The 14,017-nt window shown below is 66.9% G+C and carries 15 protein-coding genes; 2 read left to right on the top strand and 13 right to left on the bottom strand.

Going from position 1 to position 14,017, the window contains the following annotated elements; translation table 11 throughout:
- Positions 1-175: 175 nt before the first annotated feature.
- The 11 genes from ACQP0C_RS02925 to ftsH all read right to left on the bottom strand — a co-directional run bounded on the left by ACQP0C_RS02925 (position 176) and on the right by ftsH (position 10,145).
- Positions 176-970 (bottom strand): type III pantothenate kinase, encoded by a 795-nt coding sequence (locus ACQP0C_RS02925; RefSeq protein ID WP_433730294.1) that lies wholly within the window; start codon positions 968-970, stop codon positions 176-178.
- Between the two features lie 4 nt (positions 971-974).
- Positions 975-1,463: an aspartate 1-decarboxylase gene (gene panD / locus ACQP0C_RS02920; protein ID WP_433730292.1), complete on the bottom strand. Its 489-nt coding sequence runs from the start codon at positions 1,461-1,463 to the stop codon at positions 975-977.
- A gap of 14 nt (positions 1,464-1,477) precedes the next feature.
- Positions 1,478-2,434 carry a pantoate--beta-alanine ligase gene (gene panC / locus ACQP0C_RS02915; protein ID WP_433734410.1) on the bottom strand — a complete coding sequence of 319 codons (957 nt, stop codon included), beginning with the start codon at positions 2,432-2,434 and terminating at the stop codon, positions 1,478-1,480.
- Positions 2,431-3,378 carry a Rossmann-like and DUF2520 domain-containing protein gene (locus tag ACQP0C_RS02910; RefSeq protein WP_433730290.1) on the bottom strand — a complete coding sequence of 316 codons (948 nt, stop codon included), beginning with the start codon at positions 3,376-3,378 and terminating at the stop codon, positions 2,431-2,433. The genes panC and ACQP0C_RS02910 overlap by 4 nt, the downstream gene beginning before the upstream one ends.
- 242 nt (positions 3,379-3,620) lie before the next feature.
- Positions 3,621-4,634, bottom strand: a complete 1,014-nt coding sequence (locus ACQP0C_RS02905; protein ID WP_433730288.1) for a DUF6779 domain-containing protein — start codon at positions 4,632-4,634, stop codon at positions 3,621-3,623.
- A 70-nt stretch (positions 4,635-4,704) separates the two neighbouring features.
- A complete protein-coding gene (locus ACQP0C_RS02900; RefSeq protein WP_433734409.1) occupies positions 4,705-5,175 on the bottom strand; it encodes a DUF3180 domain-containing protein in 471 nt (156 codons plus the stop codon).
- A gap of 2 nt (positions 5,176-5,177) precedes the next feature.
- On the bottom strand, positions 5,178-5,720 hold the full coding sequence (gene folK / locus ACQP0C_RS02895; RefSeq protein ID WP_433730286.1) for a 2-amino-4-hydroxy-6-hydroxymethyldihydropteridine diphosphokinase: 543 nt from the start codon (positions 5,718-5,720) through the stop codon (positions 5,178-5,180).
- Positions 5,717-6,121, bottom strand: coding sequence for a dihydroneopterin aldolase (gene folB / locus ACQP0C_RS02890; RefSeq protein WP_433730284.1), 405 nt, complete (start codon positions 6,119-6,121; stop codon positions 5,717-5,719). Before folB ends, folK begins: the two co-directional genes overlap by 4 nt.
- Positions 6,118-6,945, bottom strand: a complete 828-nt coding sequence (gene folP / locus ACQP0C_RS02885; protein WP_433734408.1) for a dihydropteroate synthase — start codon at positions 6,943-6,945, stop codon at positions 6,118-6,120. The genes folB and folP overlap by 4 nt, the downstream gene beginning before the upstream one ends.
- 56 nt (positions 6,946-7,001) lie before the next feature.
- A complete protein-coding gene (gene folE, locus ACQP0C_RS02880; RefSeq protein ID WP_433734407.1) occupies positions 7,002-7,592 on the bottom strand; it encodes a GTP cyclohydrolase I FolE in 591 nt (196 codons plus the stop codon).
- A 174-nt stretch (positions 7,593-7,766) separates the two neighbouring features.
- A complete protein-coding gene (gene ftsH, locus ACQP0C_RS02875; protein WP_433730282.1) occupies positions 7,767-10,145 on the bottom strand; it encodes an ATP-dependent zinc metalloprotease FtsH in 2,379 nt (792 codons plus the stop codon).
- A 355-nt stretch (positions 10,146-10,500) separates the two neighbouring features.
- On the opposite strand from ftsH, the gene ACQP0C_RS02870 reads away from it, so the two are divergent.
- A complete protein-coding gene (locus tag ACQP0C_RS02870) occupies positions 10,501-11,448 on the top strand; it encodes a hypothetical protein (RefSeq protein ID WP_433730280.1) in 948 nt (315 codons plus the stop codon).
- Here the strand turns inward: ACQP0C_RS02870 and ACQP0C_RS02865 are convergent.
- Positions 11,428-12,261 carry a DUF1266 domain-containing protein gene (locus ACQP0C_RS02865; RefSeq protein ID WP_433730278.1) on the bottom strand — a complete coding sequence of 278 codons (834 nt, stop codon included), beginning with the start codon at positions 12,259-12,261 and terminating at the stop codon, positions 11,428-11,430. The two genes, ACQP0C_RS02870 and ACQP0C_RS02865, sit on opposite strands and share 21 nt — an antisense overlap.
- Positions 12,262-12,370: 109 nt before the next feature.
- Here ACQP0C_RS02865 and ACQP0C_RS02860 point away from each other — a divergent pair, with 109 nt between their 5' ends.
- On the top strand, positions 12,371-12,631 hold the full coding sequence (locus ACQP0C_RS02860; RefSeq protein ID WP_433682125.1) for a DUF2277 domain-containing protein: 261 nt from the start codon (positions 12,371-12,373) through the stop codon (positions 12,629-12,631).
- A gap of 11 nt (positions 12,632-12,642) precedes the next feature.
- Here ACQP0C_RS02860 and ACQP0C_RS02855 read toward each other — a convergent pair whose 3' ends face one another.
- Positions 12,643-13,953, bottom strand: a complete 1,311-nt coding sequence (locus ACQP0C_RS02855) for a PucR family transcriptional regulator (protein ID WP_433730276.1) — start codon at positions 13,951-13,953, stop codon at positions 12,643-12,645.
- Positions 13,954-14,017 lie beyond the last annotated feature (64 nt).

Raw genomic sequence — 14,017 nt, 5'->3', positions numbered from 1 at the left:
GAATCTCCAGGAGTATGTCAACGGTCGAGGGACTTGGTCAGCCTCGATCGGTCGAGGCAGGTCAGCCTCGACAACACTCCTGGGTGCGCACGCGGGAATACACGGGAGCGAGTGTAGCAGCGCGAAAACCGGCGGCAAAGCGGCCGGTCATGCGCGCGCACCCCGGGTGGGCATATCAACCACCCTTACGGCGCTGATTGCGCTCGTAGACCAGGCGCAATCCGGTCAACGTGAGATGCGGCTCATGGTGGTCGATGGTCTCCGATTCCGGCACGATCAACGGTGCGGTGGTACCGGTCGCGACCACCGCGACATCGTCACCGGCGAACGCGTCGAATTCATCGCGAATCCGATCGATCAGGCCGTCCACCAAACCCGCGAAACCGAAAATCGCCCCGGATTGGATGGCCTCGACGGTGTTCTTGCCGACCACCGAGCGCGGCCGGGCCAACTCGACCCGGCGCAATGCGGCGCGCTCGATCAGCGCCTCACTCGAGATCTCCACGCCCGGTGCGAGTACTCCACCGAGAAACTCGCCCTTCGCCGACACCAGATCAACCGTGGTTGCGGTCCCGAAATCCACGACAATCGCGGCCGTGCCGAATCGATGATGTGCGGCAAGGGTGTTCACGATGCGGTCGGCACCGATTTCCTTGGGATTGTCGACCAGCAGCGGAATACCGGTTCGCACACCGGGTTCCACCACCACATGCGGCACATGATCCCAATAGCGAGTGAGCATCGATCGGATCTCGCGCAGTACCGGCGGTACCGTGGACAGCGCGGAAACTCCGATGATCTCTTCCACCTGCTCACCGACCAACCCGCGCACCTGCATGGCGAATTCATCGGCGGTCAGCAGCGGATTGGTATGCATACGCCAGTGCCGCACCAGCTTCGCGTGATTACCACTGCCCGAGAACAATCCGAGCTCGATGCTCGTATTTCGGACATCAATGGTCAGTAGCATCGGCTCAGGCGTGAGCGACGGTCACGGAGGCGCCAGCCTGCGTGACCACGGAGGGCCCCGGGAACGCCGCATCGGGCACAGCGGTCAGCGAGCGCGGGCTGACCAGACCGGAACCATCCGGCGCGTGCGCCGGATCGACGCCGAGATCGGTCGGCCGATTGCGCTCGTCGACGAAGACGACCTTCGGCGCGTACTGCTTCAGCTCCCGCTCATCCATCATGCCGTAGGCGATCAGGATGACCAGATCGCCCGGATGTACCAGATGTGCCGCGGCGCCATTGATCCCGATGACACCCGAACCGCGCTCACCGGCGATCACATAGGTCTCCAGGCGGGCGCCATTGTCGATATCGACGATGCAGACCTGCTCGCCCTCGAGCAGATCGGCGGCGTCGAGCAGATCCTGGTCGACGGTCACCGAACCGACATAGTGCAGATCGGCGTGGGTCACCGTGGCGCGGTGGATCTTCGACTTCATCATGGTGCGCAACATCGCTGTCGCCTTTCCTAAATGTTGGCCTTGGCAGGCTGGGAATCGGTCGCGGTGGTGCGCGAATCGGGAAGTGTCGGGTGGCCGCCGTCGACGGGCGCGCCGAGTGCGACGGCGATGTTGTCGATCAGGCGGGTGGCGCCGACCTTGGCGGCGACGAGCAGCCGCGCATTGCCGTTCGCCGGGGCCGGACCGAGTGTGGACGAGCGCAGTTCGAGGTAGTCGACATCGACACCGGGGGTGGCGTCGAGCACCGCACGCGCGGCCGTGAGCACGGCATCCGCGCCGAGTGCCCCCGCATGCCGCCCCGCGGCCAGCGCGGCCGACAGCGCAAGGGCCGATTCGCGTTGCGCCGCATCCAGATACCGATTCCGGGAGGACAGCGCGAGTCCGTCGGGTTCGCGCACCGTCGGCAGCGCGACGATCCGCACATCCATATTCAGATCCCGCACCATCTGCCGGATCAGTGTGAGTTGCTGATAGTCCTTCTCACCGAAGAACGCCTCGGTCGGGCGCGCGATATTCAGCAGCTTGGCGACCACGGTCAGCATGCCCGCGAAATGGGTTGGGCGGCTCGCGCCTTCGAGCTCGGCGCCGATCGGGCCGGGGTGCACGGTGGTGCGCGGGCCGTCGGGATACATATCGGAGGCGCTCGGCGCGAATACCAGCTCTACCCCCTCCGCGCGCAGCAGTTCCACATCGGCGTCGAGGGTGCGCGGGTACTTGTCCAGATCCTCGTTCGCGCCGAACTGCAAGGGGTTGACGAAGATCGAGACAATGACCACCTGATTGGTCCGCTTGGCCCGGCGCACGATCTCGAGGTGACCCTCGTGCAGCGCGCCCATCGTCGGCACCAGTCCGACCGTGCGTCCGACGCCGCGCAAGGCCTTCGAGACGGCGGCGATCACCTCGGGATCGTGGTGCACGGTCAGCTCACCGCGCCGGTAGGCGTCGCGCAATTTCGGATCCACTATCGGCCTCCTTCCAGCAGCTCGATCAGAGCCGGATTGGTCTTCGCGCGCTCGGCCGTGCGCAGCGACATGGCACGGTAGCCCGCGGCCAGCCGGGTATCGACGGCCGCCAATGCCGCCAGATGTGCCGCGACGGCGTCCGCATCGCCACGCGCCACCGGACCGGTCAGCGCGCTCTGCCCGCGGCGCAGCGCGTTATCGAGCGCGGCCGAGGCCAAGGGGGCGAGCAATCGCTCGGCCAGGCCGTTGGGCTGATCGTCGACGATCTGCTGGCCGAGCAGACCGGGACCCGCCAGCGCGGCGCGCAATGCGTCCACCGCGTCCAGGATCACCGTGACCAGGTGATTACTGCCGTGTGCGAGTGCGGCGTGATAGAGCTGGCGATTCTCCTCCTGCACCCGGACCGGCTCGCCGCCCATCTCGATCACCAGTGATTGCGCGATGGCGAAACCGATCTCGTCGGCGGCGGTAATGCCGAAGCAGGCATTGCCGAGCCGGGCGACATCCTCATCATGTCCGGTAAAGGTCATCGCCGGATGGATGGCCAGTGGCAGTGCGCCGCGCTCGGTCAGCGGAGCCAGCAGGCCGACGCCATTGGCCCCGGAGGTGTGCGCGACGATCGTGCCCGGCCGGACCACACCGGCGGAGGCCAGACCGCGCACCAGACCGGGCAATTCGGCATCGGGCACCGCGAGCAGCAGCAGTTCGCTGCGGGCGGCCACCTGCTCGACGGGCAGGATCTCCGAATCCGGTAGTCGAGTGCGCGCCCGGTGCACGGAGGCATCGGATATGGCAGCGACACCGAACACCACGTGTCCGGCTCGCTCCAATGCCGCGCCCAGGGCAGAGCCGACGCGTCCCGCCGAGACGATTCCCACCGTCAGCCGTGCGGGCGCGGGGTCACCCGAAGCAGCGTTGTCAGGGTTGACGCTTCTCGAGGTCAACATTGTCCTCTCGATGTCGTTCCAGTCCCGGGCAAGCGGGTACCAGACGTTACGTCCCGAGGATATCGGCCGATGCTGCGCCGATGCCACGGGGCACCCGCGTGATCTACAACGCAGTGTTGTATTTGCCGCGCCTGCCGCACGGCGTGTTCGCGGCCCCTATTGTCTCGCGGGCCGCGAACGTCGCTCGTAAGACTCGCTCCGTGGGGGGTGGGAGGGCCGGTGCGTCACTGTCTCAGCGCAGGTCAGTGACCGCCCCGGCCGTTTTCCTCGGACGCCAGGTTGGCCATGATCTCGGCGACCGAAAGTCGGCGTGAGGAATTGCCGGAATCGGCGTCCGGATCGACTCGCCGACGTCTGCGGGAGGTGGCGGTGCCGACGGGCGGGACGGATGTCGTCGGGTGTGGGGGCGACTCCGGATGTGGCGTCAGAGTGGACGACTCCGGCGCCGCCAGGCGCGGCGGCACGGTCGGCTCCAGCGGATCCAGCCGCGGCGCGACGCCGGTCTTTTCCGGATCCTCGGTGAACGCGTCCGCCCAGCCGATCGGGCCGGTGTGGTACCCATCGTCGATATCGGCATCGGTGAATTCCGAGTCGTCGCCATTGTCGACCGCTACGACGGCGGTCTCCGCGGTCACCGGATCGTCGAAGGGGCTGGCGAACAACGGGGCCTGCGGATGATCGGATACGAAGACCGGGGTGAAACTGCTGCGGGATTGCTGGGACGCCGCATCAGGCCAGCCGTCGGCATTCGTCGAGCTATTGTCGGACATATTCCCAAATGCGCTCGGCAGCTCCTGGATCCGGGTCGAATCGGCCCGCAGCGCGGGGCGATCCATCGGCAGATCGCCGTCGAAGAGCCGCTGCAGGCTCTGCCGGAGCACGGTGAGTTCGGCGCGCAAGGCGGCCATTTCGGCCGCGTCGGCGCCGACCTCCTCGCGCACCCGCGCCTCGACGCCGAGTTCGTATTCCCGGCGCGCGGTGACCTCGCGCTCCAACTGGAGCTCGTACACCGTTTGCAGGTCACGAACCTTGGCCTTATCGATCGTGGCTTCCTTGCGGTACCGTGTCGCGGCCAAAGCGCCGATGGCGGCAGCCCACAGCGCCGCGACCAAGCCGATCCGGACGAACTGCAGACGATCGCTGAAAACCAGGAAAACGCTGGCAACCAGACCGAGCAGAATCAAAGCGCCAATGAACAGTTTTCCCGCGTCGTCCCGCCGTCGACGAGAGGTGCTGGTACGGGAGGGCGAAACCATGCACGCCAGGGTAGCTTGATCAGCCAGCCGCGCCCAGATTCTCACAGGGGAATAACAGCAAGAATGTTTTCTACGTAGTTGCCGGATCGTCGGAATGGTCCTCGGGAGCGCGGCAGCAATACTCCAACCAGAGCGCCGCAGCAACCAATGCCACCCCCGCCAGCATCCCGACAATGGCGCCCGGACTGTCCGCGCCCGCCGCATTCAAGGTGCCGCGCTGCGGAAAAACCCAGAACAGGAAGCCCAGCCAGACACCGGCGGCGAGCGAACCGACCTGTGCGGAGGCCTTGGCGAGCGCGACCGCACGGGCCGCGGTGATCGGATGCAGCTGATGGGTACCATCGCCGATCTGATGTTCATTGACCCGCGACCGGATCACGAAGCCGAGCGCCACCTCGATCGCGGCCACCGGATACAGCGAGGCACCCGCATAGATCGAGATCGGCGGGAAGCTGCCGTAGGCCATGCGGGTGAGCAACCAGGCGATGAGGGCAGCGATAACGACATTCGCGACGAGGTCCAGGATCCGGGTCGGCTTCAGCTTCACGACGCCGATCCCCCCGCCGCGACCGCGCCCGGCAGCACGAATTCGGTCGATCGGACACCCGCGCGTTCGGCCGCGTCGAGTTCGGCGAGCAGTTCACGCACCGGCCGCGCGGACCCATCGACCTCGAGTACCGCGTCCGGCTGCACGTCCAACCACGGAATCAGTACGAAGGCCCGGTTATGTGCCTGCGGGTGCGGCAGGGTCAGTTCCGGATCGTCGCTGCGGCAGACCTGTCCGCCCTCGGCGCACCAGACCACATCGACATCGAGGGTTCGCGCACCCCAGCGCACCTCGCGCACCCGTCCCGCGGCCTGTTCCAGCTGTTGGCCGATGCGCAGCCAGTCACGCGCACCCAATTCCGGAGCTTGCACCAGCACAATGGCATTGAGGTAGTCGTCTTGTTCGACACCGCCCCACGGCGCGGTCGAGTACACCGGCGATACCGCGACCACGCGCCGCCCGAGTCCATCGACAACGCCGCGCAAATGCGCGAGCCGGTCGCCCAGATTCGAGCCGATCGACAGTACGGCGCTGCTCATGCCAGCGCTCCCCGCTGCCGCGAGGTCACGACGCGGACATCGGCGAAGGTGTGCGGAATCGGCGCGGACGGCTTGTGCACCACCACCTCGACGGCCTGGATGCGCGGATCGGTCATCGCATCATCGGCGATCTCGGAGACCACTTTTTCGATGAGATTGCGCGGCGGGCCCTGGATGATCCGGACGGCGCGCTCGGCGAGGCCGCCGTAGTCGATGGTGTCGACCAGTTCGTCGGTGGCCGCGGCGGCCGCGAAATCGGCCCATACCGTCAGATCCACCACGAACTCTTGGCCGTCGCGGCGTTCGTGGTCGAAGCAGCCGTGATAGCCGTAGGCGCGCAGCCCGCGCAGCTCGATCCGGTCGAGCTGGGCACGCCCAGCCGTCTCCCGACCCACCTTCATATCGCGGCTCCTCGCGTGCTGTGCCGGGCGGCGCGCTGCCAGGCGTCGGTAACGGCGATGGCGTCCAGGGAGGCGCGCACATCGTGGACGCGGACACCCCAGGCCCCGTGCAGCGCGGCCAGCGCCGACACCGTCGCGGTGGCGGTCTCCCGGCCATCCGGCGGGCGCGGGCCAGCGGCATCGGCGAGCAGGGCGCCGAGGAAACGTTTGCGGGAGGCGCCGATCAATATCGGCAGCCCATGGCCGACCAGTTCGGGCAGCGCACCGAGCAGCGCCCAATTGTGTTCGGCGTTCTTGGCGAAACCGAGGCCGGGATCGAGTACCAGCCGGGACCGGTCGACTCCGGCCGCGACGGCCAGCTCCACCTGCGCGGTCAACTCGGCGAGCACCTCGGCGACCACATCGTCGTAGTGGTCGGCCGGACCGGTGTGCCGATAGTCCGCACCCGCCCGCCAGTGCATGAGGATCCACGGGACCTGCGCCGCCGCAACGACTTTCACCATATCGGGATCGGCGCGGCCGCCGGAGACATCGTTGACCACCGCGACACCGGCGGCGATCGCCGCCGCCGCGACACTGGCCCGCATAGTGTCCACGCTGGTCGGCACGCCCGCGGCGACCAATCCGCGAATCACCGGAACCACCCGCGCGGCCTCGGTGTCGGGATCGATCCGCACCGCACCGGGCCGGGTCGACTCGCCACCGATATCGATGATGTCGGCACCTGCCTGGTAAAGCTCGATGCCGTGCGCGATGGCCAGGCTCGGATCGAGGTAGCGGCCGCCGTCGGAGAATGAGTCACTGGTGACATTCACCACGCCCATCACCACACAGGAGCGACCGCCGCGCGCGAGTCCGTGCAGCTCCACCGCGCCCTGCCTCACTTGCGCAGGATCAGATCGAGGGCCTCGGCCCGCGAGGCGGCGCTGGTCTGCAGCAGGCCGCGCACCGCGGAGGTGGTGGTGCTCGCGCCGGGCTTGCGGATACCACGCATGGCCATGCACAGGTGCTCGGCCTCGATCACGACGATCGCGCCGCGCGGATCCAGCTTGCGCATGACTGCGTCGACGATCTGGCTGGTCAGCCGCTCCTGCACCTGCGGACGCTTGGCATAGAGATCGACCAACCTGGCCAGCTTGGACAGTCCGGTCACCCGGCCATGCGTGCCGGGGATATAGCCGACGTGCGCGACGCCGTGGAAGGACACCAGGTGGTGTTCGCAGGTCGAGTACAGCGGGATATCACGCACCAGCACGAGCTCCTGGTGGCCCTCGTCGAAGGTGGTGTTCAGCACCGAATCCGGCTCCATGTAGAGCCCGGCGAACATCTCCCGATAGGAGCGGGCCACCCGCGAGGGCGTATCGATCAGACCCGGACGATCCGGGTCCTCGCCGACCGCGATCAGCAACTCCCGGATGGCCGCCTCGGCGCGGGCCTGATCGAAGGAGCGGCCTGTCTCGAGTGCGACCAGCTCCGGCTTGGCCGGGCCAGAACCGTTGTGCTGGACCTTATCCGCTTCGTCGATGGCAGCGTTGCTATTGGGATAGCCGCCGACGTGATTGTTGGCAGACAAGCGAGACACCTCCAAAATCTCAGGTACCGGCAATCACCCGGCACCCAGATGGTCGAGCCTAATCGCCACTGATCAGTGCCGACCGTTCGGTCCATCCCAATCGTGGTTCTCGCCATCGTTATTCCCGGTGCCGGTGGCGGGCTCGTCGTAGGGGTCGTTGCCGCGCCCCTGCTGACCCCACTGCTGCTGCGGCTGCTGGTAGCCGTGGCGCGGCTGCGGCTCACCCGGCCAGTCGCCGTAACCGGGCTGTCCCGACTGCTGCTGCGGCTCGTCGCGCGGCGGCCAGCCCGGCGCCGACCAACCGGCCGGGGCGCCGTAATCCGGTCGCGAGCCGTGCGTCGATCCCGGCCGCGGGTATGCCGGGGTCGGCGCCTGCGGCAGCGGATAACCGGTCGCGGGCTGCTGCGAGTAGCCGCCGTAACGCGGTTCCTGATAACCGGCGTCCGGGTAGCCATTGGCCGAGGCGGCTTCGCGCTGCGGCAGCCGCGGCTTGACCGGTTCCTGCGGCGGCCACGGCTCACCGCGTTCGGCGGCCAGTTCGCCAGGGGTCTTCACCGGCGGCTTATCCGAGGGGACGCGCTCGCCGAAATCGTTGAACGCGGTGATCCGCGGCCGCTTATCCACCGCGGCGAGAATGTCCTCGAGATCCTTGCGATGCAGTGTCTCGCGCTCCAGCAGCGCCGTGGCCAGCACGTCGAGCACATCGCGGTATTCGTTGAGGATGGCCCACGCCTCGGTGTGCGCGGCCTCGATGAGATTGCGCACCTCCTCGTCGATGGCGCCGGCGACCTCGTGCGAATAGTCCGAACCCATGCCCATCGAGCGACCGAGGAATGGATCGCCCTGCTCCTGGCCGTAACGCACCGCGCCGAGGCGCGCGCTCATGCCGTATTCGGTGACCATGGCGCGGGCGATCTTGGTGGCCTGGTCGATATCGGAGGAGGCACCGGTGGTCGGCTCGTGGAACACCAGTTCCTCGGCCGCGCGGCCACCCATCGCCATCACCAGGCGGGCGATCATCTCCGAGCGGGTCATCAGGCCCTTGTCATCCTCGGGCACGGTCATGGCGTGACCGCCGGTCCGTCCACGGGCCAGGATGGTGACCTTGTAGACCGGCTCGATATCCGGCATCGCCCACGCGGCCAGGGTGTGGCCGCCCTCGTGGTAAGCGGTGATCTTCTTCTCGTGCTCGCTGATGATGCGGCTCTTGCGGCGCGGACCACCGATGACGCGGTCCACCGATTCCTCGAGCTGCTCGCCGGTGATCACCGCGCCGTTCTCGCGCGCGGTGAGCAGTGCGGCCTCGTTGACGACATTGGCCAGATCCGCGCCGGACATGCCGACGGTGCGCTTGGCCAGGCCGTCCAGATCGGCCTCCGGCGAGATCGGCTTGCCCTGCGAATGCACCCGCAGGATGGCGCGCCGCCCGGCCAGGTCCGGATTGCTGACCGGGATCTGGCGGTCGAATCGGCCGGGGCGCAGCAGCGCCGGATCGAGGATGTCGGGGCGGTTGGTCGCGGCGATCAGGATGATGCCGGTGCGATCGCCGAAGCCGTCCATCTCGACCAGCAGCTGGTTCAAGGTCTGCTCACGCTCGTCGTGACCGCCGCCGAGGCCTGCGCCGCGCTGGCGGCCGACCGCGTCGATCTCGTCGACGAAGATGATGCACGGGCTGTTCTGCTTGGCCTGTTCGAACAGGTCGCGCACCCGGGAGGCACCGACACCGACGAACATTTCGACGAAGTCCGAACCGGAGATGGTGAAGAACGGCACCCCGGCCTCACCCGCGACGGCACGCGCCAGCAGGGTCTTACCGGTACCGGGCGGGCCGTAGAGCAGCACGCCCTTGGGGATCTTCGCGCCGAGCGCCTGGTAGCGCACCGGATTCTGCAGGAAGTCCTTGATCTCGTAGAGCTCTTCGACGGCCTCGTCGGCGCCGGCCACATCGGCGAATGTGGTCTTCGGCATATCCTTGGTCAGCTGTTTGGCCTTCGATTTGCCGAAGCCCATCATGCCGCCGCGGCCACCGCCCTGCATGCGGGACATCACAAAGATGAACAGCCCCAACAAGATCACCATCGGCAGTACGAACAGCAGGATCTGGGTGAACCAGCTCTCCTGCTTGACCACGGTGTTGAAGGGCGCGCCGGACTTCTGTACGGCGTCGAAGACCTGGTTGGAGGTCTCGCTGCCACCCGGGAATTTGGCAATGATCTTCTTCGAGCCGGAAGTGGCGTCGGTCCCATTGTTCAGCTCGATGCGCAGCTGCTGCTCGCGGTCGTCGATCTGGACGTTCTTGACGTTGCTCTTGTCGGTCAGCTGACTCAACGCCACCGAGGTATCGACGCTCTTCCAGCCGCGTGTGTCATTGCCGAAGTAGCCGAACGCATAGATCACGAGCGCGATGCCCGCGACTATGGCCAGAGTGCGAAACACAGTCTTGCGGTTCATAGAGCTTAGGCCGGGCGGCCAGTCCTTTCCGGTGTCTCCGGTGCATGCCTAGCGTGGCGTCGGGCGCGTCCCGTCCGGTGGTTCGGATGCGGACAGGCCACGTTACCGCGTACGGTCTAGTCGATACATCGCGCAGTTCGGCAGCTGGTGTAGTTCGACAGGTAAACGGCTGGGGAACGTCCGTGGTTCCCGAGGTCTCCGGTCGGGGTTACTCCAAGTGGTCACAATCATGTCATGTTCGGCCTATCGTGAGCGACGACACAACACCGCGGTGCGAGCGACGGGCCCGAAGGCGGTAGCTTGCGTACCCCACGTGGGCCCCCGGGAGCACCGTAACCAACAGAGCGCAGGGGGTATGGACATAGTCGAGCTACGGACACCCACAGCGATACTGCGGCACGGACGCGGGCGATTGATCGTGCTGCGGCCGGGCAGTGACGGCGAGCGCGTATTGGATGTGCCGGTGACGGACCTACTCAAGGTCCGGCTGAACCGACGTGCCGACGACGCGGTCGTCATCGAGATCTACCTGCGTTACCCGACTCCCGTGCTCACCGGCGTACCCGCGGACCGCACGCCGCTACCCGTGCTCATCGCCGAACACGACTTCCCCGCGGCCGCCGAGATCGTCGAGCGCATCAATGACCAGATCCTGGCGAGTCAGCGCATCGATGTCGCCGCCCCCGATCTACAGCCGCCCGCCCCGCGGTGGGAAAAGAACGGACCGACCCGAGCCGATGTCGATCGCGCCGTGCGGCGGATGGCACCCAAGCGCGATGCCAAGTCGGCGATAGCCGCACTGCATCGATATGTCACCGCTGACGAATATGTGCTCGAGACCGCGATCGCCGTCGCACATCCGCCCGCGGGCAGCGGCCCCGGACTGCTGGCCGCGACCACCGGGCGGCTGCTGTTCATTTCCATCGGCCCCGGCGACAAATACGCGCACGAGCTACCCATCCCCGCCGTCCTGTGGGCACGCACCACCGAGGGCGCCGCGGCGGCCCCGGGCGAGATCGGTTCGGCGCACGGCGAAACCGGTATCGACGTACACGACGGGAATACCACGCTGCGTTTCACCGGCGCCGATCGAGCCGATACCGAACGCGTCACCTGTGCGGTGAATTTCGCCGTCCGGCGCGATTCGGCGAACGGCGCGGCCGGTCCGGCCGATCCCGGTGTCGCCCAACTCTATTCCGAGTGGGAGTTGCTGGTGGAACGGCATTCCCTCGGCATGGTCGATGACGGACAGTTCCAGCGTTACGGCCGAGGAATCCTGCGCTCACTCCCCGACGGGAACTGACTGCAGGCCGATCCGCCGCCAAGGACTCGTCGGCCGCAGCCACAGACGCAGTAGCTCCATGCGCCGATCCACGCCGCCGTTTTTCAGTTCGGCCAGATCCTCACAGGCCTGCCAGTAGGTCCAGCCGGTCAGGTAGGCATCGCCGAATTGACGCCAGTTCTGATATTTGCGCTGCGCCAGCGGCAGTGCCCGCCGCAGATAGTCCCAGGCCACCTCGGCGTCGAGATAGCCTGCGGTGAAAGCCATTCGGGCCACCGCGACCACCCGGGCCAGATCCCAGGCGTGGATATCGCTCGGCAGCGGCCGGGCCAGATGGTCGGTGAAGCCGATCTTGATCGCCTGCGACCAGATGTCGTAATCGCGGACCAGCGCCTCCGGATTGTCCATCCCCCGGAACGAACCGACCTGACGCAGGAAGGCCCGATGCCGATCGGCCCGCTCACCGAACCGGTCGCGTTCACTGGCATTGATCGATGCCATCACCAGCGGATGCACCATCGCGTACAGCGGCGCGTGCATACCCTCGAGCAACTGCTCCATGGATGCCTGCGCCTCGGTGCCGTCGGTGATGCCCCATGCGCCGGTCAGCGTGTCGATGGCGAGTTCGCGGCGGTCGCCGAGCGGATGGTCGCGCTCGGGCCCGAGCAGCAGCGCATCGTGGAAGGCGTCCCAGCGCGCCGAATAGAAGCCGCCGAGCGCGAGGGCACGCAGTTCGTCATCCGATATCGCCGCGCCGGACCAATGATCCTCTTCCCGCTCGTCGAGCTCCTCGTAGGGGAAGGTGGTCAGGGTGGGCACACCGCGGGCAGGCATGCCACCGATTGTTCCCCATCGATCTTGGAAGAGGCTGAGTAATCGGCTGGCTTTGTCGGATTGGATTCTTGTCCTGCCGTGGGGCAGTACTGAGGGCTAGTGTGCACGCATGAGTAGCAACATCACCCTCCTTCGTGGCCTGGATCCTGCGCCAACCGAGCAGGAAATCTATGCTGCCGCACTGCAGTACGTGCGTACGGTCGGTGGCGTGTCCGGCCTGAGCACCACAACCAAGGCGGCGGTGGACAAGGCGGTGAACGCCATCGCGGCCGCGACGACGCAATTGCTCGCGGATCTGCCGAATGTGCGAGTCGCACCGACCACCGAACCGCCACTACGCCGCGAACGTGCGGGTGCGGAGACGGAATAGTTCGTAGCAGTTCAAGGTAGGGCGTCCGCGCCGTAGGTGGCGACGCAGGCCAGCGCGATCTCGAGCGGCAGCCCGCGCGCTTCGATCGGATGGCCGAGCAGTTCCTCGATCCGCTGGATCCGATAGCGGACCGTGTTCTTGTGCACACCCAGTAGTTTCGCCGTGGCCTCCGGGCTGCGATGGCTCTTCAGATACGCGTGCAGTGTTTCGCGCAGGCGTGTGGCATTGGCATCACGGCCCGCCAGCGCGCGCAATTCGCGCCCGATCAGACCGCGCATGGCCGCGTCGTCGGCGCCCGCCAGATAGGCGATCTCCACCTCGCGATAGCCGGTGATCCGCGCACCCGTCGCGCTGCGCTCGGCCACCTGCCTGGCCGCGACCGCTTCGCGATGACTGTTGCGGAATCCGGCCAGCTGTGCCGCTGGCACGCCGAAGGCGACCCGCATCGGCGGCTCCACCGATCCGGCGACCAGTCGTTGCAGCCGAGCGGGTTCGGCCACCTGCGCCGCATGCGCGTCATCGTCCAGGCCGACCCAGGCCCACATGCCACTCGCACCGGAGGGCACCGTCAGCACCCGAGTGCTGCCGAGCGCGGCCGCCAGTCGAGCGGCGACCCGATCCAGCTGTCCGCTCATCTCGGCGTCGCCCGACTCGTCGGCCCAGAGCACGAACGCCAAATGTTGTTGGGCGAGGCGATATCCGAGCCGAATCGAGGCCTGGTCGATATCCACATCGCCGTCGGCCAAGAGCGCGCGAACGGTTTCCGAGCGGCGGTTGAGATCGGCGCGCAGGATCCGTTCGCGTTCCTCCATGTAGGTATCGGTCAGCGCCTCCACCGAATTGCCGACCCATCTGGTCGATCGCTCGAACAGCCGCAGCATGACCGCGCGCTCGATCTCCTGTGGCGGGCGGCGCTCCTCGATGGCATCGGTCATGTAGTCGAGCACGGCCTCCTGCCCGACGTGGTAGGTCCGCAACAGCAGTCGCAGCTGGAAGCCGCGCCGGGCGATGGTGCGCGCGAAGGCGTGCACCTCGTCGGGCAGCGTGAAATCGAAGGTGTCGCTGGTGAGCCCGCTCAGCATGACCCTGGCATGCGCCCTGGTGCTGGCCGCGAGATCTCGGCGGATATCGCGGTCGGCGAGCTCCGGGATGCGGACGATGATGGCGTTGTCGAGCCGGTCCACGATCTGCTCGAGCGTCTGGGTCCGCATCGTCTCGTAGACGTATTCGGCCAGCCAGTCGCGGACGACCTCGATATTCGGATCCGAATCGCTGCGCAGTGGCTCCGTGGTCGCCGGACGACCGGCCGAGGCAGCGACCATGATTCCTCCGAATTGTACTTTGAATACAAAATCAGCCGAGTCGGTTGACAAAACGGCCCAAGAA

It is taken from the genome of Nocardia sp. CA-129566, assembly GCF_050956075.1.
Lineage (GTDB): Bacteria > Actinomycetota > Actinomycetes > Mycobacteriales > Mycobacteriaceae > Nocardia.
This window is presented reverse-complemented; position numbering and strand designations above follow the sequence as displayed.

Bases quoted from the DNA above. Each gene is read 5' to 3' on its own strand.
- ACQP0C_RS02925 (WP_433730294.1), bottom strand. From the start codon at position 970: ATGCTACTGACCATTGATGTCCGAAATACGAGCATCGAGCTCGGATTG.
- panD (WP_433730292.1), bottom strand. From the start codon at position 1,463: ATGTTGCGCACCATGATGAAGTCGAAGATCCACCGCGCCACGGTGACC.
- ACQP0C_RS02910 (WP_433730290.1), bottom strand. From the start codon at position 3,378: ATGTTGACCTCGAGAAGCGTCAACCCTGACAACGCTGCTTCGGGTGAC.
- ACQP0C_RS02905 (WP_433730288.1), bottom strand. From the start codon at position 4,634: ATGGTTTCGCCCTCCCGTACCAGCACCTCTCGTCGACGGCGGGACGAC.
- folK (WP_433730286.1), bottom strand. From the start codon at position 5,720: ATGAGCAGCGCCGTACTGTCGATCGGCTCGAATCTGGGCGACCGGCTC.
- folB (WP_433730284.1), bottom strand. From the start codon at position 6,121: ATGAAGGTGGGTCGGGAGACGGCTGGGCGTGCCCAGCTCGACCGGATC.
- folP (WP_433734408.1), bottom strand. From the start codon at position 6,945: ATGGGCGTGGTGAATGTCACCAGTGACTCATTCTCCGACGGCGGCCGC.
- ftsH (WP_433730282.1), bottom strand. From the start codon at position 10,145: ATGAACCGCAAGACTGTGTTTCGCACTCTGGCCATAGTCGCGGGCATC.
- ACQP0C_RS02870 (WP_433730280.1), top strand. From the start codon at position 10,501: ATGGACATAGTCGAGCTACGGACACCCACAGCGATACTGCGGCACGGA.
- ACQP0C_RS02865 (WP_433730278.1), bottom strand. From the start codon at position 12,261: ATGCCTGCCCGCGGTGTGCCCACCCTGACCACCTTCCCCTACGAGGAG.
- ACQP0C_RS02860 (WP_433682125.1), top strand. From the start codon at position 12,371: ATGAGTAGCAACATCACCCTCCTTCGTGGCCTGGATCCTGCGCCAACC.
- ACQP0C_RS02855 (WP_433730276.1), bottom strand. From the start codon at position 13,953: ATGGTCGCTGCCTCGGCCGGTCGTCCGGCGACCACGGAGCCACTGCGC.